This is a genomic window from Komagataeibacter rhaeticus (assembly GCF_003207855.1).
Classification (GTDB): domain Bacteria; phylum Pseudomonadota; class Alphaproteobacteria; order Acetobacterales; family Acetobacteraceae; genus Komagataeibacter; species Komagataeibacter rhaeticus.
Genome location: NZ_NKTZ01000003.1, coordinates 278,593 through 301,739, shown reverse-complemented (window position 1 = coordinate 301,739; position 23,147 = coordinate 278,593). Strand labels below are relative to the sequence as shown.

General features: G+C 66.1%; 15 protein-coding genes. 9 read left to right on the top strand and 6 right to left on the bottom strand.

What is annotated here, in order from left to right; translation table 11 throughout:
* Nucleotides 1-151: 151 nt before the first annotated feature.
* Nucleotides 152-8,632: a GH36-type glycosyl hydrolase domain-containing protein gene (locus CFR78_RS05495; RefSeq protein ID WP_408884602.1), complete on the bottom strand. Its 8,481-nt coding sequence runs from the start codon at nucleotides 8,630-8,632 to the stop codon at nucleotides 152-154.
* A gap of 54 nt (nucleotides 8,633-8,686) precedes the next feature.
* Complete coding sequence (locus tag CFR78_RS16000) at nucleotides 8,687-8,899, bottom strand: hypothetical protein (RefSeq protein WP_007398080.1); 213 nt, start codon at nucleotides 8,897-8,899, stop codon at nucleotides 8,687-8,689.
* Nucleotides 8,900-9,271: 372 nt separating this feature from the next.
* Here CFR78_RS16000 and CFR78_RS05490 point away from each other — a divergent pair, with 372 nt between their 5' ends.
* Nucleotides 9,272-10,861: a cation:proton antiporter gene (locus CFR78_RS05490; protein ID WP_034932682.1), complete on the top strand. Its 1,590-nt coding sequence runs from the start codon at nucleotides 9,272-9,274 to the stop codon at nucleotides 10,859-10,861.
* A 2-nt stretch (nucleotides 10,862-10,863) separates the two neighbouring features.
* Here the strand turns inward: CFR78_RS05490 and CFR78_RS05485 are convergent, their stop codons facing one another.
* Nucleotides 10,864-11,763, bottom strand: a complete 900-nt coding sequence (locus tag CFR78_RS05485; RefSeq protein WP_034932680.1) for a LysR family transcriptional regulator — start codon at nucleotides 11,761-11,763, stop codon at nucleotides 10,864-10,866.
* Between the two features lie 145 nt (nucleotides 11,764-11,908).
* Here CFR78_RS05485 and CFR78_RS05480 point away from each other — a divergent pair, with 145 nt between their 5' ends.
* The gene (locus CFR78_RS05480; protein ID WP_034932678.1) at nucleotides 11,909-12,682 is read left to right on the top strand and encodes an SDR family oxidoreductase; all 774 of its coding nucleotides are present in this window, start codon (nucleotides 11,909-11,911) and stop codon (nucleotides 12,680-12,682) included.
* Nucleotides 12,683-12,693: 11 nt separating this feature from the next.
* On the opposite strand, the gene CFR78_RS05475 is transcribed toward CFR78_RS05480, so the two are convergent.
* The 3 genes from CFR78_RS05475 to trhO form a co-directional block, all read right to left on the bottom strand.
* Nucleotides 12,694-14,589 carry an ABC transporter ATP-binding protein gene (locus tag CFR78_RS05475; protein WP_051672162.1) on the bottom strand — a complete coding sequence of 632 codons (1,896 nt, stop codon included), beginning with the start codon at nucleotides 14,587-14,589 and terminating at the stop codon, nucleotides 12,694-12,696.
* A 159-nt stretch (nucleotides 14,590-14,748) separates the two neighbouring features.
* Nucleotides 14,749-15,465, bottom strand: a complete 717-nt coding sequence (locus tag CFR78_RS05470) for an autoinducer binding domain-containing protein (RefSeq protein WP_240471479.1) — start codon at nucleotides 15,463-15,465, stop codon at nucleotides 14,749-14,751.
* A 73-nt stretch (nucleotides 15,466-15,538) separates the two neighbouring features.
* Nucleotides 15,539-16,552 carry an oxygen-dependent tRNA uridine(34) hydroxylase TrhO gene (gene trhO / locus CFR78_RS05465; protein WP_034932659.1) on the bottom strand — a complete coding sequence of 338 codons (1,014 nt, stop codon included), beginning with the start codon at nucleotides 16,550-16,552 and terminating at the stop codon, nucleotides 15,539-15,541.
* 219 nt (nucleotides 16,553-16,771) lie between these two features.
* On the opposite strand from trhO, the gene arsC reads away from it, so the two are divergent.
* The 7 genes from arsC to CFR78_RS16220 all read left to right on the top strand — a co-directional run bounded on the left by arsC (nucleotide 16,772) and on the right by CFR78_RS16220 (nucleotide 23,079).
* On the top strand, nucleotides 16,772-17,143 hold the full coding sequence (arsC, locus tag CFR78_RS05460) for an arsenate reductase (glutaredoxin) (protein ID WP_050800650.1): 372 nt from the start codon (nucleotides 16,772-16,774) through the stop codon (nucleotides 17,141-17,143).
* Nucleotides 17,140-18,087 (top strand): diacylglycerol/lipid kinase family protein, encoded by a 948-nt coding sequence (locus tag CFR78_RS05455; protein ID WP_034932658.1) that lies wholly within the window; start codon nucleotides 17,140-17,142, stop codon nucleotides 18,085-18,087. The genes arsC and CFR78_RS05455 overlap by 4 nt, the downstream gene beginning before the upstream one ends.
* 39 nt (nucleotides 18,088-18,126) lie before the next feature.
* Nucleotides 18,127-19,017, top strand: a complete 891-nt coding sequence (locus CFR78_RS05450; protein ID WP_034932656.1) for an NUDIX hydrolase — start codon at nucleotides 18,127-18,129, stop codon at nucleotides 19,015-19,017.
* A gap of 143 nt (nucleotides 19,018-19,160) precedes the next feature.
* A complete protein-coding gene (gene nadA, locus CFR78_RS05445; RefSeq protein ID WP_034932654.1) occupies nucleotides 19,161-20,141 on the top strand; it encodes a quinolinate synthase NadA in 981 nt (326 codons plus the stop codon).
* The gene (locus tag CFR78_RS05440) at nucleotides 20,138-21,706 is read left to right on the top strand and encodes an L-aspartate oxidase (protein WP_034932652.1); all 1,569 of its coding nucleotides are present in this window, start codon (nucleotides 20,138-20,140) and stop codon (nucleotides 21,704-21,706) included. The genes nadA and CFR78_RS05440 overlap by 4 nt, the downstream gene beginning before the upstream one ends.
* Complete coding sequence (gene nadC, locus CFR78_RS05435; protein ID WP_034932651.1) at nucleotides 21,703-22,557, top strand: carboxylating nicotinate-nucleotide diphosphorylase; 855 nt, start codon at nucleotides 21,703-21,705, stop codon at nucleotides 22,555-22,557. Before CFR78_RS05440 ends, nadC begins: the two co-directional genes overlap by 4 nt.
* Nucleotides 22,558-22,596: 39 nt before the next feature.
* Nucleotides 22,597-23,079, top strand: a complete 483-nt coding sequence (locus CFR78_RS16220; protein WP_034932649.1) for a hypothetical protein — start codon at nucleotides 22,597-22,599, stop codon at nucleotides 23,077-23,079.
* Nucleotides 23,080-23,147: the final 68 nt, after the last annotated feature.

Below are 23,147 nucleotides of genomic sequence, written 5' to 3'. Positions count from 1 at the left end.
AAACGGCCCGGCCCCCGTGTCATGCCGTCAGGGGCTTAACGGTGCGCGGTGGGGATGGTTCTGTACTGTCCGGCGGCGGGAGCCAAATAAATACACAGGATGCATGCCGCGGCCGTTCAGGCAGTATTGCATCAGTATACAGGGCGGGACCCTATGCGTTGGCACCCAGTGTTATTATGACGGCATGGGTCGCGCCATCATCCACCATGTCGATCATCGCGCCCGCGGGCAGGGCCGCGCCGTCAAGCGTGATGTGACCTGTCCCCCGGCAGAGCTGGTGCGGATTATGCACGGTAATGCCGTAGGTCGCCGTCCGCCAGCGCAGGGTTGCCGAGAATTGTGGCCACTGGCGCGGAATGCACGGGTTGAGCGCAAGCTGCGTGCCGATGATGCGGATGCCCAGTATGGTCTCGGTTCCCACGCGCTGCATCCATCCCGCCGATCCGGTGTACCATGACCATCCGCCCCGGCCCACATGGGGCGGGGTGGAATAGATATCGGCCGCGACCACGTATGGCTCCAGCCGGTAGCGGGCGACATCGGCGGGGGTCAGGGCATGGTTGACCGGGTTGAGCATGTGGAACAGGTCATGCGCCTGGTCCCCTTCACCCAGTGCCGCCATGGCCATGACCGTCCAGAGTGCCGCATGGGTGTACTGGCCCCCGTTTTCACGTATGCCCGGCGGGTAGCCCCGTATGTAGCCCGGATCGGGGCCAATGGTGTTGAACGGGGGGGCCAGCACCAGTACCAGCCCGTCCTGCCCGCGTACAAGCCGCGCCATGACCGAGCGCATGGCATGCTCCGCCCGTTCCAGCGGCGCCACCCCCGAAAGCACGGCCCAGGACTGGGAAATGGCATCGATCTGGCATTCCGCGCTGGTATGGGCGCCAAGTGGCGTGCCGTCGTCAAAATAGGCGCGCAGGTACCAGTCACCATCCCATGTGGCTTCCAGCGCCGTGGCCAGCGCGTGGGCATGGTCCTGCCATGCCTGCGCGCGTGCATGTTCGCCGCGCGCGCGCGCCAGCGGGATGAAGCTGGCAAGTGTTGCGTGCAGGAACCAGCCCAGCCATACACTCTCGCCCTGTCCCTTCTCGCCCACGCGGTTCATGCCGTCGTTCCAGTCGCCCGTGCCCATAAGCGGCAGCCCGTGCGCGCCCACCGCCATGCCGTGTTCCAGCGCGCGGGCACAGTGTTCGAACAGGGTGCCGGTCCGGGCGGAGCGGGCCGGGATCATGAAGCGGTCATGCTCGTCCATGGGCAGCGCCGGTCCCTCAAGGAAGGGAAGCGGTTCATCCAGCACCGCGACATCGCCGGTCGCACTGACATAATGCGCCACCGTATGGGCCAGCCACGCGCAGTCATCGGAGATATGGGTCCGCACGCCCGCCCCGGTATCGGGCAGCCACCAGTGCTGCACGTCCCCTTCCACAAACTGGCGTGACGCCGCGCGCAGCAGGTGGGCGCGCACGCGCTGCGGGCAGGATGCGGCCAGGGCCATGCCATCTTGCAGCTGGTCACGGAAGCCATAGGCCCCGCTGGCCTGATAGAAGCCCGCGCGCGCCTGCACGCGGCTGGCCAGTGTCTGGTACAGCAGCCAGCCATTGAGCATGATGTCCATCGCACGGTCTGGCGTACTGACCGTGATGCCGCCGGTCACCTGGTTCCAGTGTGCCTCGACCGTGGCAAGCACATCGTCAAGGTCGGTGCCGCGATAATGGCTGACCAGTGCGCGGGCATGGTCCTCATCCACGCCTTCCCCCAGCAGGAACACGATTTCCGCCCGTCCGCCCGGTGGCAGGGTGACCACGGTCTGCACCACGCCACACGGGTCCAGTCCCGCCCCGGTGCGGCCCTGCACGCCGTTGGGATGGCTGAAGGCCAGCGGCCTGTCCAGCGTGCCATTGCGGCCGATGAACGCGCCCCTGTCACCCGAACTTGCGCTCAGGTAGCCGCCAATATCGGCAAAGGCCACGCGGCTGGCATATTCGGGCTTCCAGCGGTTGCGCGCGAACAGCGCCCCCGTCTCGGCATCCATGGTGGTGGAGACGAAGGGGGCCGTCACGCTGCGCGCGGCGCCCAGAACCCATTCCACATAAGCGGTGACGGACAGCGTGCGCGGCCGCTCCGACTGGTTGTGAAGCTGGATGCGCGTGATCTTGACCGGGTCCGTCACGGGCACATACTGCAGCAGGGAACTGGCAATGCCGTGGGCAATCCGTTCAAGCCGGGTATGGCCACGGCCATGGCGGGTCACGTAGGTTGCCTGCGGGTCGCGGCGCGTGGCGGCGGTGGGGCACCACAGCATGCCGGTGTTTTCATCGCGGAAATAGAAGGTCTCCCCCGCGTGGTCGCTTACCGGGTCGTTGGACCAGGGGGTGATCTGGTGCTCGCGGCTGTTGCCCGACCATGTATAGCCACTGCCTTCGGCCGAGACCTGGAAGCCGAACGTATCATTGGCAATCACGTTGATCCATGGCGCGGGCGTGGTCTGGCCGGGACCCAGTACGATTACATAGTCACGCCCCTGTCGGGCAAAGCCGCCATGGCCATTGAAGAATTCCAGTGCCGGCACGGCGGGCATGCCAAAATCCGTGGCTTCGGGCCGTGGCTGGCGTGGGGCTGTCCCGAACGGGCGCGGCAGGGTCCGTTCCGCCTGGCCCAGCTGTTCGGCCAGTCCCCGGTCCGCGTCCAGCACCACGCGCGCCACCGACAGGATCAGGTTGCGCACGGCAGGGGAAAGCAGGTCCGCGCGCAGCACCCGTACGGATCCCACGCCACTGCCCGCGCGCGGCCTGCCATGCACAAGCTGGTCCAGCGAGACCTGCAGGTCCTGCAGGTAGGAGGCCGGATGTTCATTAAGGATGACAAGGTCCACCGCCAGCTGCTTGAGCTGGAAGTATTCATGTGCCAGCAAGAGCATGCGTACGATATCCGTGCTGGCGTTTTCCCTTATGCGCAGCACCATGACCGGCAGGTCGCCCGACAGGCCCTGCTCCCATAAAAGTGGCTGGGGACCCGCGCCCTTTTCTATCGTGGCGGAACCGGCGCGCAGGGTCGGGGCAGCAAATATGACATGCCCGGCCAGTTGCTGGAACAGGTCCGCCATGGCGGGCGTCATGTCCAGATGGCGCAGCTGGACCTGCGCCTGTGTCCAGGCCAGCGTGCGGACACGCTCGACGGCGGCCAGGTCACGATGTGTTTCGATCAGGTCCATCAGGGCGGCACGGCTGGATGCGGCCAGCGTCCAGAACGTGACACGCGCCATGGCGCCAGGACGGATGGCCGTGCGCGTGCGGATGGAAAAGACCGGGTCCAGCACCGTGCCGGTATGCCCGGCGGGGGGCGTTGGCGTGTCCAGTGCGGCAGGGTCATGCACGGTGCGCCTGCGGCCTATGAAGCGTGCGCGGTCGGTCTCGACCTCGACAGGCGTGTCGCACGTGATCAGGTGTGCGACCCATATTTCCGCCTCGTCCGGGGTGCGCCTGCGGCGGGTGGCGATCAGCGCGCGGGCGCCAGCCAGGTATTCCGTCTGCACGAACAGCTTGGTAAAGGCCGGATGCGCAAGATCCGCCGCCTGTGGCAACAGGGCAAGTTCGGCATGGGACGTGATCTCGATATCCAGTGTCTCGCTGCCGCCATTGAATATGGAAAGCTGGCGGATCTCGGCGTCATCCTCGGCTGAGACACGTATTTCCAGCGTTGTGGTCACGACACCGTCCCGGCGGGCGAACTCGGCACGGTCTTCATGAAAGCCCACGCCATATTCATCGGGCCGCGTCCGCCCCGGCTGCAGGCCCGCGGTCCAGACCTGCCCGGTCCGGCGGTTCTTCAGGTAGATGTACTGGCCATAATCGTCACAGGTCGCATCCTCGCGCCAGCGTGTGATGGCCTGACCCTGCCAGCGGCTGTAGCCCGACCCCGCCGCGGTCAGCATCACGACGTAACGCCCGTTGGAAAGGAGATGCGTGACGGGGGAGAGTGTCTCGGCATGGTCCATGTACCGTCCCGATGGCGCGGTGATGGCGCGTACGGGGGGCGGGGCCGCCTCCTCGGTGGGCAGGGGCCGTGCCACCGCCCCGGTGCGTGGCGCGCGTTCCTGCAGCAGCAGTTCGGCCGAGGCGATGACCGGGTCGTCATGGAAGCGCGTGCGCATGATCCCGTTCATCACCGCATCCGCCACCGCCAGGATGGACATGCCCTGATGGTGGGCCATATAGGCGCGGATGATGGCAACCGTGCTGCCATCGGGCACGCGCCCGGGTGTGTAATCAAGGGATTCATACAGCCCGAAGCGGCCCAGCGCGCCGGTTTTCTCCAGCGTGTAAAGGTTGGCGACCGCCTTTTTCGGGTCCACCATCGCCGCCAGCATGGTGGCGTAGGGGGCCACCACCGTATCCAGCCCCAGCCCGCGCTTGAGGCCAAGGCCGGGAATGCCGAAATTGGAATACTGGTAGGTATATTCCAGGTCCCGCACGTTATAGGCGGATTCCGATATGCCCCACGGAATGCCGCGTGCCTGCCCGTAGGCGATCTGGCGTTGCACGATCAGGATGTTGGTCTGTGCCAGCAGGCTGCCCATGGGCGCGCGCATGACCAGCGAGGGCATGAGATATTCGAACATCGACCCCGACCACGAGACCAGTGCCGCGCCATTGCCCACCGGCGTGATCGGCCGCCCCAGCCGGAACCAGTCATGGGCGGGCATGTCCCCCTTGGCTATGGCAAGGAAGACCGCCAGCCGCGCTTCGGATGCCAGCAGGTCGTAGCAGTTGGCATCCTGTGCGTCCTCCGCCACAAGATAGCCGATGGAAAGCAGCTTGCGCGCGGGATTGCACAGGAACCGGAAATCCATTTCCTCCGCCATGCGCCGCGCCTTGTGCGCGATCACGCCCAGTCGCGCGCCAAGCGTTGCGTGCAGGTCCGTGTCCATGTCGCGCTGGTGGCTTTCCAGCGTGCGCAGCGGGGCGGAGATCCAGAACATGCGGTCCGTGCCGGTGGCGGCATCCGCCACGGGGGGCAGGCGGGCCGCCTGCTGGACCAGGGCGCGCCCGTGGTCCAGCAGTGCCGCAAGGCCCGTGGCCGAGCGCGCCGGGGCGGACAGGACGCTGTTCTTGAATGCGGCCAGGCGCCGCAGCAACTGGCGTTCCGCCGGGCCGTGGCTCAGTCGCGTGCCATCGCGGAAGGTCAGGTCGGCAATGGCGATGTTCAGCGCATCAGCCGTACCTTCGCGCCACGGGTCGGTTTCCGGTCCGTTTTCCTGCCAGCGCTGGCAGGTGCTGGCCAGCGCCACGAGGTGACCGGCCAGGTTGCCGCTGTCCACGCTGGAAATATAGGCCGGGTCCAGCGGCTGGAGGTCGGCGGTGGCGTACCAGTTGTAAAAGTGGCCCCGGTAGCGCGGCATGCGCTCCAGCGTGGCAAACGTGGCTTCCAGGCGGGCGATGGTATCGGCCAGGCCGCTCCAGCCAAAATCGCGCGCGCTGGCGGTGCACAGCAGGTACAGGCCGATATTGGTGGGCGACGTGCGCCGCGCCAGTACCGGCGTCGGGTCTTCCTGAAAATTGTCAGGCGGCAGCATGTTGTCGTCCGGCGTGGTGAAGGTCTCGAAAAAGCGCCATGTGCGCCGCGCCGTCATGCGCAGGGTGCGGATGTCGGTGCGCGAGGGGCGCGTGCGCGCGGCAATGACCGGCGTGCGGCTGGCCCACATGGCAATGGCGGGGGAAAGGCACCACAGCGCGGCGAACGGCACGGCCAGGAACAGGCTCCACGCCGCCCACAGGGCAACGGCCGGCACGATCAGCCCGGCCAGCATGGTGGCGGGGGCCATGCGTCCGTAATACCCGGCAAGCCCCGAACGCAGCAGCCCCGCAATCTGGGCCGCGGGCACCCATTGCAGCATGTGGCGGCGGGTCATGTACACACGCCCCAGCGTGCGCAGGATCGCATCCGTCATGAGAAAGGACAGATGGGCGAGGAAGGTGATGTTGAGGAAGGTCATCACCGCCGCCTCGGCGCTGGCGTGGCCCAGGACGCTCAGGTAACTGCGCAGCGTGATCCATTCCTGCCGGGGCACCAGTGCGGGCAGCACGGGCAGGAAGGCGGGCAGGGCAACGGCCGCCAGTATGAACCCCGTCCAGACAAGGGCGGCATGGAACGGCAGGAACCAGCTGGACACAAGGGCAAGCAGCACGAGCGGGGTGCACAGCGTGCGCCGCAGGTTGTCGAGCATCTTCCACCGGGCAATGCCCGAAATCCATCCATGCGCATGCCGATGCGACGGCCCGGCGGTGATCCAGGGCAGGAGCTGCCAGTCCCCGCGCGTCCAGCGGTGCAGCCGCTGGGCCGCCACCAGATAGTCGGTCGGGAATTCTTCCACCACCTCCACATCGCTTACCAGTCCCGCACGGGCAAATATCCCTTCGAACAGGTCATGGCTGAGCAGTGTGGCCTCCGGCACGCGACCTGCCAGCGCGGCCTCGAAGGCGTCGATGTCGTATATGCCCTTGCCTGCGTACGACCCTTCGCCAAACATGTCCTGATACAGGTCGGACACGGCGGCGGAATAGGCGTCTATGCCGCTGGCGGAGGCGAATATGCGCTGGAACAGCGTGCTTTCGTGCCCCACCGGCAGCGAGGGCGTGACCCGGGGCTGGAGGATGGCGTAGCCTTCGCACACCCGTCCCGATGCCGGATCGAAACGCGCGGCGTTCAGCGGATGGGCGATCTTGCCGATCAGGCGCCGGACCGTTTCCAGTGGCAGGCGCGTGTCGGCATCAAGCGTGATGACGTATTTCACGTCCGCTGGCAGTCCGTGGGCAGGGGGGATGAAAGTCGTGTCGGTCGCGCCGCGCAGCAGGCGGTTGAGTTCGTGCAGCTTACCGCGTTTGCGTTCCCAGCCCATCCATACCCCTTCGCTCTGGCTCCATACCCGCCTGCGGTGGAGCAGATGGAAGCGCATGGCCTGTGCGGGGGCGTGGGGGCTGTCATGGTCGGTCCAGTCGGTCAGAAGCGCGAAACAGACGGATATGTCGCGTGTGGCCAGGTAATGGACCTCAATGCGAGCCAGCAGTTCGGCCACCGTTTCTTTTGTAACCAGCAGGGCGGGTATCACCACCATGCTCCGCAGATGGGACGGAATGCCGGAGCGGAACTCCAGCCCCGGCAGGCTTGTGGCATGGAGCATTTCCAGCGCCAGACGGTTCACGCAGGCAACGGCTGCTTCCGATACCGGGATGAACGCCACCGCCGGTAGCAGCCATGCCGCCCCGGTGCCGCCGTAATGGGCAAGCCAGAGCGGAATGGCCATGAACGCCAGCGTCAGCCCCGTCACGACCATGCTGTAGGCCATGATCCCCTGCCGGCAGAAGCGCCGGACCAGACTGTGGCGCAGGGTGGGGCGGAAGTGGATGGCGGCTTCCAGCGCGGGCCGTCCCGCCATGAGCAGGTAATAACCGGGATCGGCCCGGCGCGGGTCCGCTGCTTCCCCGGCCTGTGCCGCCCGCGCCATGTCCACCGCACGGGCGGCGATGTCCATCTCGTCCAGCGCGCTGCCCCGCGCCAGTTCCTCCACGGCCTTGCGATACAGGTCGCGGCTGGCGAAATCGGCCTGGGTAAAACTGTCATAGGGGGCGAAAAGCCGGTTGACCAGGCACACGCGGTCAAAGGCTTCCGTCCAGTCAAGGCCCGCGATCAGCCGCAGGCTGGTGATGATGTTGCGGATGGTGGCGTTGAAGGCACCCTGTTCATGCAGGTCGTCGCGCACCGCGTCTTCCACCGTTGTGCCCCGGTCGGCCAGGCGCTGTTCCAGCCAGACAAGGGCGGGGTCCTTTTCCGGGTCCAGCCCGCGGGAGCGGTGGGCAAGCTGCGCGGTGAACGCACAGGTCAGGATGCGGGGGTCAATCATGGCCAGAAAGCCCGACAGGGCGGCCGGCGTGCCCCTGCGGTAGGCATCCAGCCGGTCGGCCAGTGTATCGGCCTCACGCCTGCTGGTGTTGTTGTCCATTATGGCGGCCACCACGCGGCGCAGGTTCTCGATCAGCACGATGCGCAGCGTGATGGGGACCGCCCATAATTCCCCGATGGTCAGCGGGGTAACGCTTTGATAGGCCAGCAGGAAGCTGCATAGCGTATCGGGCTGGAAGCTGCTGTCGGTATGCGCCACCAGCGCCCATGCCACCCCGAACACCCTGGGTAGCCCGGCAAAGGGGCCTGTCGCCAGTTTGGGCAGGCGCGCGTAATAGCCCGGCGGCAGGTCAAGGCCGGTCTCGCGGATCTGCATGTCCACCAGCGCGTAATTGTCCGCCAGCCACTGGGCGGCGGGGGTCAGCTGCTTTCCGGCCTGTATGGCGTCGGCTATCCGTATGTCGGCCGCGCGCAGGAAGGCCCCGTTTTCCGTCAGGCGCCGCGACAGGGGGTGGCCATATCCACCGGGCCGGGGGCTGATGGTCTGGGCGGCCGCCAGGCTTCTGGCATGGGCTTCAAGCCGTTCGGGGCCGAATATCTCGCAGCGCAGGGGGGTGGCGTCGTTTTCCCACGGCATGCGGTGGGCACGGCCGGCCAGCCGTGCCAGCCACGATGGCCATGAGGACGTGAAGGCACGGCCGGGCTGCGAAGGGGGTGCGGTCGTCCCGTCCATTTCAGGCTCCAGTGGCATGCGCGCAGGGGCCGGGCGCGTTTTCCGGTGTGGTTCCTATTTGCGGAACAGGCTTGTTCGTGGCGGTGGTGACGCGGGCAGGAGCCTGCCCAGCAGGCCGGACCCCGCCCTGTCCGCCGGTTGCGGGGCGCGTGCCATGGCCGGTGGGGTGGCCACCGCGCCGGGTGCCTGCGTGTCCGTGGCGGGAACGGGCCGGGCGTGGTGTGGCGTGTGCTGTCCGGTCATGGCCGGTTTTGTGGGTGCACCCATCCTCTGTTCTCCTTGTCGGGGAAATGTGGGAACGGTGTGGATGATATTTCGGGCAGGGGGCATGACAGTCCCACGCATGGGAACGTATTGCCGCCAGTCCAGCATGAACGCGGGTGCATCGGACCCGTTGCACTGGCATCCGCATGTATTTTATGTGTCAGTTATAAATATTCGCCAAATACTTCCGTATGGCAATATTGTGGCATGGATAATGCCGGGGTGGTGCAGCATAGCTGCGGGCGGCAGCCCGCGGGCCGCCTTTCCGATGACAGGGGAAGGCCCGCCCGCCTTTGTGCCACCGTACCCGCCCGTGATGCGTTGGTTCCGACAGGCCGGGCGCGCATGCCGGGCCGTGTGACGGGTCGGGTCCGCATGTCCAATGTAGGGCGCTTTGAGTTCATCCTGCTGCTGATTGTCCTGATCGTGGGGCTGGAACTGGCCGCGCGCAGGCTCCGCCTGCCCCCGGCCGCCGCCCTTGTGCTGGGGGGCATCGGGATTGCCCTTGTGCCCGGCGTGCCCGTGATTGGCATCGACCCTGATCTGGTGCTGATCGTGTTCCTGCCGCCACTTCTGCTGGCGGGGGCCTATTTTTCCGTATGGCATGCGTTTCGTGCGCATCTGGGGGGGATATTGCAGCTTGCGGTGGGGGGGGTTGCCTTCACCACCTTTGCCGTCGGTGCTGTCGCGCACTGGTTCATTCCCGCCCTGCCATGGGCGGGGTGCCTTGTGCTGGGGGCGATCGTGGCCCCGCCCGACGCCGTGGCGGCCAAGGCCGTGCTCAAGCATGTTCACCTGCCCGAGCGGATCACCACCCTGCTGGAGGGGGAAAGCCTGCTCGATGACGCGGCAAGCCTTGTGATCTACCGCTTTGCCGGGCTTGCGGTACTGACCGGGGCGTTCAGTCCGGTCCATGCGGGCATGACATTCGTGCTGCTGGCGCTGGGCGGGCTGGTGGTGGGGGGCGGGCTGGGCTGGCTGTGGATCAGGCTGCTGGGGCGCGTGCAGGACCGCATACTCAGCATTACCATGACGCTGCTGCTGCCATGGGTTGCCTATATTGGTGGCGAGATGGTGGGGGCATCGGGGGTAATCACCACGGTGGTGGCGGGGCTGGTGCTGGGGTGGCGGCAGCATGACGTTTTCAGTGCCGATGAGCGCCTGCGCTGGGCGGCGGTGTGGGAGGTGCTGGTATTCGTGCTGGAATCCCTTGTCTTCGTCCTGATCGGCCTGTCGCTGCATGCGATCGTGCTGCGCCATATGGGCACGGCCTGGGTGGCGCAGGATGTGGTCCGTCCCGTGGCGGGCATTGTGGCCGCCGTTCTGGTCTCGCGCTTTGTGTGGATGATCCTGACCGAGGGGCTGCGCGTGGCCTGGCTGCCGCCCCGGGAGCGGCCGGACTGGCGGGAATTCCTGACCTTTGTCACCATAATGGGATGGTGCGGGATGCGTGGCGTGGTCAGCCTTGCCATCGTGCTGGCGCTGCCCGCCACCATGCCGGAGCGCGATGTCATGCAGATCGTGACCTTTGTTGTCATTCTGGTCACCGTACTGGGGCAGGGCACCACCATTGGCTGGGTCATTCACATGGTGGGGGGGGATGGCGGGCAGGGACGCGGGCAGCATCACCACCTGTCCGTATCGCAGGCACGCGCGCTGATCGCGCATGCGCAGGAACAGGCAATGCGCCAGCAGGCCTATGATGCGCAGGGGCAGCTTGTGCATGGCCGCCTGCTTGAACAGTATGCCTACCGCGCGGAACTGGCCGAACGTTTCAGTCATGAACAGCAGGCGCTGCAGGGCAGGCGGGATGCGCATTACCACGCCCTGCTGGCCACCATACAGGCCGGCCGGGCCGAACTGCTGCGCCTGCATCGTGGTGGTGAAATTCATGATGCCGTGCTGCACCAGCTCGAGCACGAACTGGACCTGCAGCAGATGACAGCCGAAGGCGGCCTGATCTGACCCTAAGCCACGGCCGCCCGCATCACCTGCTCCAGCCAGTCGGCAAAGACCTGCAGGCGGCGCGACAGGTGCTTGCGGTGCGGGTAGAGCAGCGCCATGGGCATCGGTTCGGGTCGCCAGCGGGGCATGACATCCACCAGTTCGCCCGCCGCGATGTGGTGGCGCACGTCATAGGCGGGCACCTGTATCAGTCCAAGGCCGGCCAGACAGCAGGCCACCAGCGTTTCAGCACTGTTCACGCTTACCCGGCCGGGCAGGGCGCGGGTATGCAGCGTGCCGTCTTCCATCCATTCCCAGTCCTCTACCCGGCCGGTGGTGGGGGCGGCGTAGCGCACGGCCTCGTGCCCGTCCAGGTCGGCGGGGTGGTGCGGCGTGCCCCGGCGGGCGAGATAGGCGGGACTTGCCACATTGACCAGCGCCAGTTCACCCATCTGGCGCGCGATCAGGCCGGAATCCCCCAGCGGGCCGACACGCAGCACGCAGTCAATGCCATCCTCCACCAGGTTGACCACACGGTCGGTGACCCCCAGTTCAATATCGATTTCAGGGTAGCGCCGCAGGAAGGCGGGCAGGGCGGGGGCAACCAGCAGGCGGCCGATCCGGCCGGGCATGTTCACGCGCAGCAGGCCGCGCGGGCCTGCGGCATCCGGGCGGAACAGTCCCTCGGCTTCTTCCATGTCGGCAATCAGGCGCAGGCAGTGCCCGTAGAAGGCCGTGCCATCGGGCGTGGGCGCGACGGAGCGGGTGGTGCGTGCCAGCAGGCGCGTGCCCAGCCGGTTCTCCAGTTCCTGTATGGCGGCGGAAACGGAGGAGCGTGGCATCTTGAGCGTATCCGCCGCACGGGTAAAGCTTGCGCTTTCCACCACGCGGGCAAAGATGCGGAACAGGTCGATACGGTCCACGGTCACTCCGTACGGCACTATGGGTCTGTTCGTTATTTCTGACAGGTGTTGTCAGGACTGGCTGCTTTATATCCATATCCTGCCTGATAACCTTGCCCCATGAAAAGCGTTGTATGCGCTTGCACACAAGGGATGGAGGCAGCCCATGGCGGACCATGGCATAAAGGGCAAGACGGTTCTGATCGCAGGCGGGGCAAAGAACCTGGGCGGACTGATCGCGCGTGATCTGGCGGCGCAGGGGGCGAAGGCCATCGCCATCCACTATAATAGCGACGCAACGGCGCCAGAGGCCGAAAAGACACTGGCCGACCTGAAGGCGGCCGGCGTCAACGCGATGGCCGTTCAGGCCAACCTTACGGCTGATGGCGCGATGGCGCGGCTGTTTGCCGATGTGGTGGCCCGGATCGGCCGGCCCGACATTGCGATCAATACGGTGGGTAAGGTGCTCAAGAAACCGATCATGGAGACGACCGAGGCCGAATATGACGCCATGTTCGCCATCAATACCCGTGTCGCGTATTTCTTCATCAAGGAAGCAGGCAGGCACCTGAATGACAACGGCAAGCTGGTTACGATCGTGACCTCGCTGCTGGGGGCCTATACACCGTTCTATTCCACCTATGCCGGGTCAAAGGCGGCGGTGGAGCACTTTACCCGTGCCGCGTCGAAGGAATATGGCGCGCGTGGCATTTCGGTCAACGCCATTGGCCCCGGCCCGATGGATACGCCCTTCTTCTACGGGCAGGAAGACCCATGCGCCGTGGCCTATCACAAATCGGCCGCCGCCCTTTCCCCCTTCAGCACGACGGGGCTGACCGATATCGCCGATATTGCGCCTTATGTCCGTTTCATCGTGTCGGAAGGGTGGTGGATGACGGGCCAGACCATTCTGGTCAATGGCGGCTATACCACAAAATAGGCGGTCTGGCGCTAGCGGTAGCCCGCCGCCTGCAGCGCGAACAGTTCCGCATAGCGCCCGCCATTGGCCACAAGCTGCGCGTGGCTGCCGGTTTCCAGCACCCGGCCGTGTTCCAGCACCACGATCCGGTCGGCAGTCCGCACGGTGGAGAAACGGTGCGAGATGACCAGTGCCGCCCTGCCATGGCGCAGGGCGCGCAGGCGTTCGAACACATCGGCTTCCGCCCGCGCATCCAGCGCGGATGTCGGTTCATCAAGGATCAGCAGGTCGGCATCGCGCATGTAGGCACGCGATATGGCGATCTTCTGCCACTCACCCCCCGACAGTTCCCGCCCGCGTGCAAGCTGCTTGCCCAGCGGCTGGTCATAGCCCAGGGGCAGGCGGCCCACCACGCCATCGGCCAGTCCTTCACGGGCGGCCGCCCTGATCCGCGCGGTGTCGGACAGGGCTTCGATCCGGCCCACGGCAATGTTTTCCGCCGCCGTCAGGCTGTAGCGGACAAAATCCTGAAAAATCACGCCGATATGGGCGTGCAGGTCCGCGGGGTCCATATCGCTCAGGGATATGCCATCGACCGTGATCCGCCCCTCATCGGGTTCATAAAGCCGGGTCAGCAGCTTGACGATGGTTGTCTTGCCCGCCCCGTTCTCCCCTACAAGTGCTACGGTCTCACCCGCCCCGATGGTCAGGTCAAGGTTGCGCAGCGCCCAGCGCCCGGTGCCGGGATAGCGGAAGCCCACTTTCTCAAATCGGATGCCCTGACGGATGGGGGAGGGAAAGGGGATGGTTGTGGCGGCCGGGGCAATGGCCGGACGCAGGTCAAGGAACGCAAAGAAATCATCCAGATACTGCGCCTGGCTGGCGGTCTGGGTAATGGCCATGAGCAGCCTGGACAGGATGGTATGCAGCCGCAGGAACGAGCCGGACAGGAACGTCAGGTCCCCGACCGAAAACCGTCCCCGCACCGTATCCCACACAATCACGATATACACCGCGTAATAGGCGACCGAGCCAATGGCCCCGAACACCCCGCTCCAGACAAAGCGGCGCAGCGCCAGCCTGCGGTTCTGCGCCATGACCGTGGCGGCGGCGGCGCGGAACCGCCCGACCAGGAAGCTCCCCAGCCCGAACAGCCTGAGTTCCTTGGCATGTTCGGCGGTGGAGCCGATGTGGCGCAGATAGTCCATTTCACGCCGTTCGGCCGTGCGGGCGCGCAGCAGGCGGTAGCCTTCGGCATTGAAATGGGCTTCGCCCGCGGTGGCGGGCAGAAGCGCCAGCACCAGCAGCAGCACCATCCACGGGGCAAACGCCATGACGCCTGCGGCCAGGGTCACGGCGGTCAGGCCGATCTCGGCAATATTGAACAGTTGCACCAGCAGGTTGTTGCGGCCCGAGGCCTGGCGGCGCGCGCGTTCCAGCAGGTCCTGCAGTTCGCTGGATTCAAACTGTTGCAGGTCCAGTGTCGCGGCATGACCCATAAGCGAGAGGCTGACATCGTTTATGTAACGCTCGTTCAGCAGCCCATCGACCAGTGTGGTGGCGCGTGCCGTCAGGTCGGACAGGATGATGAGCATGAACTCAAGCGCAATCCAGCCTTCCAGCCGGGAGGCCGGGCCATGCAGGCTCCATGCCAGCAGTGAGGCGGGCGGCGTGGACTGGCTGCCCAGATGGATGACCTCATCAACAATCAGCTTGCCCACATACAATGCCAGCGAGGGCTGGACCGCCTGCACCAGCCGCAGGGTGATGCCGCCCAGGGTCAGGGCCGGGCTGCACCGCCATATCTGGCGGAACATGCGCGGCACATTGGCATACACCCCGAAGCGGTTCGCAAGACGTGCCCGCCATGGTGGCCGCACGGGGGAGGGGGTGGCCTGTGTCACGAATTCTCCACTCTGTTCTGCCATGGCTGCATGCGCGCCTGCCATGGCCGGAAACGGCACGTCGGGTGGCACCGGGCTGCGGGGCGGGGGCCGTGCATCATTCCCCCTGCCGCCGGTTATATCAACCTGCGGCCGGTGGTACGGGTTTGCCCGTGTGGTCCGGGATGCGGGCCATGCCCGGTGTCAGGGGTGGATCAGCCCCAGGCAGGTCGCCTTTACCGCCGCCTGCACGCGGTTGTGGCAGCCCAGCTTGCGCAATGCGTTCTTGAGATGGAATTTGATGGTGTTGTCACTCAGGGCAAGGATATGCCCGATATCCGCCGTGTCCTTTCCCTGCGCCACCCATGTCAGGCATTCGCGTTCCCGGCGGGTCAGCCCTGTCCCCGTGATGCCCGCATGCTTCCGGCCAAGCTGGTGGTAGCGGTAATGGAACTGGCTGGCGGCAAGCTGGATGGCCATCTGCTGGCGGGTGTCGATATGCGGGTCGTATGATGCAATGCTGACCAGCAGCAATGTGCCGGGCGCAAGGGCAAGGGGCACGGCATGGCCGCTTCTGAAACCCATTTCCCCGAATTCACGCAGCATGGTGTCCTGCCGCCTGTTTTCGATATGGATGTCCTTCCAGTCATAGGGATGCAGCCCATGGCGCAGGGGATCGATGACCGGGTCGATATGGTGGTAGTTGCGCGCCACGTAATGCGCCATCCAGTGGTCCGGATATGTGGTGGCAATCAGGTGGCGCTGGACGGGGTCGGTTTTATGGATCGTGCCCATGCTGTAGGCATGGGGGCCAAGCCGGGAGACCAGCGCGCCAAATGCCTCGGCCAGCGCCTGATGGTCCGGCGCGCCGCGTATGTCCGCCGCCAGATCGAAAATATCGGTGTAAAGACGGGCCATCATGGCTGGCGGGTTCCGGCATGGCTTCGGGGAATGACGTCTGTGCCTGCGTGTGGTGATGGCAGGGCGGGTTTTCCTATGGCTCCGTCCCGTCGCCCGGGGGCGCATCCGGGCGGGAGGGAAGTGGCAGGCCCAGATGGTGCGTGCCCCTGCGGTCGGCCAGCCGGATCTGGCGTTCGCGTTCGGCATAGCGCCTGCGCTGGGCCTCGGTGCGCGCGTCCCTGCAGTGGGGGCAGCTTACGCCTTCCTCGTAGTCCGGGGCGGCGCGGTCCGCGGGGCTGAGGGGCGCGCGGCAGGCATGGCAGATGTCGAACGTGCCGGGTTTCAGTCCATGGCCCACGCTGACGCGCTGGTCGAATACGAAGCACTCCCCTTCCCACAGGCTGTCGGCCTCGGGCACGGTTTCCAGATATTTCAGGATACCGCCCTGCAGGTGGAACACGTCCTCCACCCCTTCGGCGCGGACAAAGGCGGTGGCCTTTTCACACCGTATGCCGCCGGTGCAGAACATGGCGATTTTTGGTGTGCGGCCCTTTTCAAGCAGGGCTTCGCGCCGGTCACGGAACCATTGCGGGAATTCGCGGAAGCTGCGCGTGCCCGGGTCAATCGCGCCGCGAAACGTGCCGATCGCCACCTCGTAGTCATTGCGGGTGTCGATCACGATGGTATCGGGGTCGGCAATCAGGGCGTTCCATGCCTCCGGGGGCACGTAGCGGCCCACGTCGCGCCGTGGGTCCAGCCCCGGCACGCCCATGGTCACGATCTCACGCTTGATGCGGACCTTCATGCGGTGAAAGGGCAGGGTCGGCGCGCGGGAGAACTTGACCTCCAGATCCGTGCAGCCGGGCAGGGCACGGATGATGCCCACAATCTGCTCGATCGCCTCGTCCGTGCCCGCAATGGTGCCATTTATGCCCTCATGCGCCACAAGCAGGATGCCGCGTATGCCAAGGGCGTGGCAGGCTTCAAGCAGCCGGGTACGCACTCCCGCGCAATCCGCGAACGGCGTGAAGTGATACAGGGCCGCGACACGGATGGGCAGCGCGCCCGTGGCCGGGGGGGAAACAGGATCTGTCACAATGGCAACCATGCAAGAAAGAAGACCGCATACCGGCCACCCGGCGGCAGGCCCGGTGCCCGCACGCGGATGGAACAGGCCCGCCGGTCCGGGCGGGCCGGGGCACTCATAACGGCATTTCGGGCAGATTGCACGCGGTCCGATGTCCGTACGGGGCCGGGTACTGCATTTGGCGGCGGGACGTGTTTATATCGTGCCCATATCCGTCCGAACCACTGGGGGCTTCTGCGCGTGAGCGTCACACTTTACCATAACCCTGCCTGCGGCACGTCACGCAATGTGCTGGCCATGATCCGCGCCGCCGGAATCGAGCCGGTGGTGGTGGAATACCTCAAGACGCCGCCCACCCGTGCCGAACTGGATGGGCTGGCCGCCCGGCTGGTGGTGCCGGTGCGTGACCTGCTGCGTGTAAGGGGCACGCCCTATGCGGAACTGGGGCTGGATGATCCGGCGCTGACCGATGGGCAGATACTCGACGCCATTGCCGCCCATCCCGTCCTGCTCAACCGTCCCGTTGTCATGACCGATCAGGCGGCGCGCCCCTGCCGCCCAAAGGAGATACTGTTCGAAATCCTGCCGCAGGCCCGTCCCGCCACGCCGTGACCCTGCCCGCACGCGACCGGACGGTCATCATCATCGCCAACCCCGTTGCCGGGCGTGGGGGCAGGGGACGGGGCGATAACGGATGCATTGCGCGGTTTGTCCACTGCCTGCGGCGGGAGGGCATGCGGCCTGTCGTGCTGTACACGGCGGCCAGGGGGCATGCGCGCGTGCTGGCGCGCGATGCCGCATGTGCCGGGCGGTGTACCCATATCGTTGCGGCGGGTGGCGATGGCACCGTGGCCGAAGTGGCCGATGGCATGGCGGGTTCGGATATCATATTGGGCATCCTGCCCGTAGGTACGGCCAATGTACTGGCCAGCGAGCTTGGCATCCCGGCCGATGCCGCCGGCAATGCCCGGATCATCGCGGCGGGGGGATATACGGTCATCCGGCCCGGCAGGCTGCGTTCCGGTACCGGGGACTGTCTGTTCGTGCAGATGGTGGGGGTGGGGTTTGACGCGCATGTGGTGCATGCGGTGTCGGCGCGGCTGAAAAAGGTGTTCGGACGCATGGCCTACGTACTCAATACCCTGGGCGCGCTGTGGGCCTATCCCTTCCATTCCATGAATGTGGTGGTGGATGGGGTGGCCCATCCGGCGGTTTCGGTCATCATTTCCAAGGGGCAGCTGTATGGCGGGCGGTATGTGCTGGTGCCGCACGCCATGCATGAACGGGCAGGCTTTGCCGTCGTGCTGTTCGGCACGGCGGGGGTGCGGGCCAGCCTGCGCTACAGCCTGGCCCTGCTGCGCGGCACGCTGGCCGGGCAGCGCGATGTCATGGTGCTGGACGCGCGCATGGTCGAGATCATCACCCCCGCTGGCCTGCCGGTGCAGGCTGACGGGGATGCGTGTGGTTACACCCCGCTGCGTATCGACCAGCCGGATCACGCGCTGCGCGTGGCCTGCGCGCCACGCCATGTGGCGGGAAAGCCCTCCCCGTCATAGCGTTTGCGTGATACATCCTTGGCCGCCATGACAACGCAGATGATGATCGAGCTGATCGCCGTGCTGACGGCGGTAAGGGATGACGTGCCCCAGGTCATGACCATCGGGCATGGCAGGCTGCTGCCCTCCGGCCCGCTGGAGACCATGCACCGCTCCCTGCAGGCCGGGGTGAGGGCATGGGTGGAGCGCCAGACCGGTCACCCCATCGGTCATGTCGAACAGCTGTATACCTTTGCCGACCATGACCGCATCCTTTCCAGCGCCCAGGAACGGATGGTCGCCATTTCCTACCTGGCCCTGACCCGCAGCCATGCGGGCGAGACCGGATGGCGGGACTGGTATGACTATTTTCCGTGGGAAGACAGCAAGACCGAGGCCGGCAGGACCAGCCTGGCCGGAATCGAACGCCGCCTGTGCCAGTGGGTGGCGGGCATGGGCAACCCCGCCATCCGCGTGCGGCAGTGGCAGCGCTGCGTTACCCTGTTTGCCATAGGGGACATGGGGGTGTGGAATGATGAACTGGTCCTGCAGCGCTACGAACTGCTGTATGAGGCCGGGCTGGTGCCCGAAGCGGGCTGCCCGCCCGAACAGGCCGTGCCGGGACAGGCCATGGACCACGACCACCGGCGCATCCTGGCCACCGCCATGGCCCGGCTGCGTGCAAAGGTACGTTACCGCCCGGTGGTGTTCGAACTGATGCCCGGGGCCTTCACCCTGCTGCAGCTGCAGCGCGTGATGGAAAGCCTGTCGGGCATGCATATTCACAAACAGAATTTCCGCCGTCTGATCATGCAGCAGCAACTTGTTGAAGAAACAGGCGAAATTGACGAACAGACCGGCGGCCGCCCCGCCAGGCTCTACCGCTTCTGTGGCGAGGTACGCCAGGCGCGGCATCTGGCGGGAACCAGCATTCCCCTGGCGCAGCCCTAGGTCGGGCATAATGTGCCGGCGTGGAAAACCGGATTGACAGTAATGGCGTTTCTCTTTGCAATCAGCCACCCGGTTCCTGCCACTTGGCTTATGCTCAATATGAGCATAAAGGACATGGCCGGAGTGGGAAGGGAGAGCAAGGCATGAACCAGATTACGCCACAGGGCGGGACGGATGCGCTTTATGAACGGGTGCGCCATCTGGTCCCGGCAATGGAGTGGGAGACGTTTCTCGCCGATATCCGGGCGATCGAAACCCTGAAGCGGGAACGCAACGCCGTCATCCTTGCGCATAATTACCAGACGCCGGAAATCTTTCACTGCGTGGCCGATATCCGTGGTGACAGCCTTGCCCTAGCGCGGGAGGCACAGGAAACGGATGCGGACGTGATTGTCATGGCCGGGGTGCATTTCATGGCGGAGACCGCCAAGATGCTCAACCCGCACGGCACCGTCCTCATCCCGGACAGGAAGGCGGGCTGTTCGCTGGCCGATTCCATCACGGGGGCCGATGTCCGCGCCCTGCGCGCCCGCCACCCCGGCGTGCCGGTGGTCACCTATGTCAACACCTCGGCCGAGGTAAAGGCGGAGAGCGATATCTGCTGCACCTCGGGCAATGCGAAGCGCGTGGTGGAAAGCCTTGGCACCGACAGTGTCATCATGATCCCCGATGAATTCCTGGCCCGCAATATCGGGGCCGAGACCGGCATCAGGATGATTACATGGCCCGGCCACTGCGAGGTGCATGAACGCTTCACACCCGAGGAAATCGACCGCATGCGCGCCGACAATCCCGGCCTGGTCGTGCTGGCCCATCCCGAATGCCCGCCCGAAGTGGTGGCTGCATCCGATTTCAGCGGTTCGACCGCCATGATGGCCGATTTCGTGCGCGGGCATGCCAGTGACCCGATCCTGCTGGTGACCGAGTGCTCCATGAGCGACAACCTCGCGATCCAGTATCCGCGGACGGCGTTCGTGCGTCCGTGCAACATGTGCCCGCACATGAAACGCATCACCCTGTCCAATATCCGCCACGCGCTGGAAACCATGACGCATGAGGTCACGCTGGACCCCGAACTGGCCAGCCGTGGCCGCCGGGCGGTCGAGCGCATGCTGGCCATATGACCGGGCAGGTCCCGTTGCCCGCCGGCCAGCCGGTCATTATCGGCGCGGGGCTGGCGGGGGTCATGACGGCGCTGTCCACCACGCGGCCCTGCGTGCTGGCCTGTGCCGGAACGCTGGAGGCCATGCAGCCGCCATCTGCCGCCAGCATGCTGGCCCAGGGGGGCATGGCCGCGGCCGTGGGCGCGGGTGACAGCCCGGCCCTGCACGCGGCTGACACGCTGGCTGCGGGCGCGGGATTGTGCGACCCGCGCATGGTCGCCCGCATCACGGCGGAAGGCCCGGCGGCGGTGGCCCGCCTGGCCGGGCTGGGCGTGGCGTGGGACCGGCATGCCGATGGCACCCTGCAACTGGGGCTGGAGGCCGCCCATGGCCACCGCCGCATTGCCCATGCGGGGGAGGACGCCACGGGCGCCACCATCATGCGCGCGCTGGTTGCGCGGGTGCGGCGGACCGGGCGCATAACGGTGGTGGAGCATGCCCGCGCGCGTGATCTCGTGCTGCATGACGGCGCGGTCGCCGGGGTGGAACTGGACATTGGCGGACAGGAAGTCATGCTGCCCACTACCGCCGTCATACTGGCCACGGGCGGCATGGGGGGGCTGTTTGCCGATACGACCAACCCGCCCGCCGCCACGGGCAGTGGTCTGGCCATGGCCGTGCGGGCCGGTGCGGTTCTGGGCAACATGGAGTTCGTGCAGTTCCATCCCACCGCCCTTTCCGCTGGCGCGCGGGGCCAGCGCCTTTCCCTGATCAGCGAGGCGGTACGCGGTGAAGGGGCCGTGCTGGTGGATGAGGCCGGTGCACGTTTCACCAGTGAACTTGCCACGCGTGACAGCGTATCACGCGCGGTGTGGCGGCACATGCTGGCGGGGCATACGGTGTACCTGGATGCACGGGCCAGCGTGGGCGCGGATTTTCCCAACCGTTTTCCAGCCATATCCGCCCTGTGCGCGGCCCATGGCATCAATCCCGTAACGCAGCCGGTCCCGGTCCGTCCCGCCGCCCATTACCATATGGGCGGCATCATGGTGGACCAGCAGGGCCGCAGTGACGTGCCCGGTCTGTGGGCGGTGGGCGAGGCGGCCTGTACCGGCCTGCATGGCGCCAACAGGCTGGCCAGCAATTCCCTGCTTGAAGCCGTGGTGTGCGGCACATGGACCGGCCACGAACTGGATGGCCTGACCATGAACTCCGCTGGCCAGGTACAGGCGGCCGCCGCGCGGCAGGCGGCGCCCGCGCCCCAGCCCCCGCTTTCCCTGCGGCATGTCATGAGCCGGCATGCGGGTGTCATCCGCACGGAGGCAGGGCTGCGCACCGGCCTGCTGCAGGTGGCGGACAGGCTGCATACCGATGCGGGGCTTGTCTGCGCGGCCGTCATGCTGGCGGCGCTGCACCGGCGGGAAAGTCGGGGTGGCCATTTCCGCAGTGACTGCCCCGACGCGGATACCGCGGGCATTCCCTCCCGTCTTGGCCTGGCCGAACTGCGGACGGGCCTTGCCCGGGTTGTGGCGCAGGCCGGGCCGTCCATGGCGCCCCTGTCAATGAATGAAAGAATGCCCTCATGATCCATCCCCTGCCGGACATCATGCTTGAACCGCTAGTGCGCGCTGGCCTGCTGGAGGACCTGGGCCGGGCGGGCGATCTTACGACCGATGCGGTGATCGTGGATGGAGACACACCTGTCCACGCCGTTCTGGCCGCGCGGCAGGACGGGGTGATTGCGGGGCTGGACATGGCGCGCCTGTCCTTTGCGCTCATGGACGCGCGTATCGAATTCCGGCCCCATGCGCATGATGGCGATGCGGTGACGAAGGGCGCGCGCCTTGCCACCGTACGCGGTCCCGCGCGGGGCATCCTGTCGGGGGAGCGGGTCGGGCTCAATTTCCTGTCGCATATGAGCGGCATCGCCACCGCCACGGCGCAACTGGTGGAACTGGTGCGCCCGTACAAGGCCGCCATTACCTGCACCCGCAAGACGATGCCCGGACTGCGCGCCATCCAGAAATACGCCGTGCGGGCAGGGGGCGGCAGCAACCACCGCTTTGGCCTGGATGATGCGATCCTGATCAAGGACAACCACATCGCCTTTGCCGGGGGCATTACCCCGGCCGTCACGCGTGCCCGTGCCGCAGCCGGGCATCTTGTGCGGATCGAACTGGAGGTGGACACGCTGGAACAGCTGCGCGAAGGGCTGGAGACCGGATGCGTGGATGTTTTCCTGCTGGATAACATGCAGCCCGACATGCTGCGCGAAGCGGTCCGGCTGGTGGGCGGGCGCGCGGTAACCGAGGCTTCGGGCGGCATCACCCCGCATACGGTCACGGCGGTGGCGCAGGCGGGTGTGGACCTGATTTCACTGGGGTGGCTGACCCATACCGTGCGCGTCATGGATATCGGGCTGGATTACCAGCCATGATGCTGTAATAAAGGGCTGGTTATTACAGGGAGAACCATCATGGCGCGTGCCATTACCAGCCATGCGGCCTGCCTTGCCGCTGCATTGTCCGGCATCCTGGTCATGGCGGGGGCCGCGCATGCCCAGCCGGACATGCAGCAGGCCGCCCAGCGTGCCCAGCAGATGCAACAGATGCAGCAGCAGTTCCAGCAGCAGCAGATGCAGTTCCGCCAGCAGCAGGAGCAGATGCACATGCAGCGTGACCAGCAGATGCAGCAGATGCGCCAGCAGTTCGACCAGCAGCAGATGCAGCTTGACCAGCAGGCCCGGCAGATGGGCAACCAGCCCGGCGGCCGCGAACAGATCGAGCGCCAGCGCGAACAGATGCGCCAGCAGCAGGCCCAGCAGATGCAGCAGATGCACCAACAGTTTGCCCAGCAGGACGAGCAGATGCGCCAGCAGCGCATGCAGATGGACCAGCAGCAGCAGCAACAGCAGATGCAGCAGTTCGGCCAGACGATTCCCTATCAGCAGAACTGGTAAGGCGGGAGCGGGAAGCCTGTCTGTGGCGGTTGCGCCCAATGCGGTGGCATGCCCGCCCGTTCGGGCGG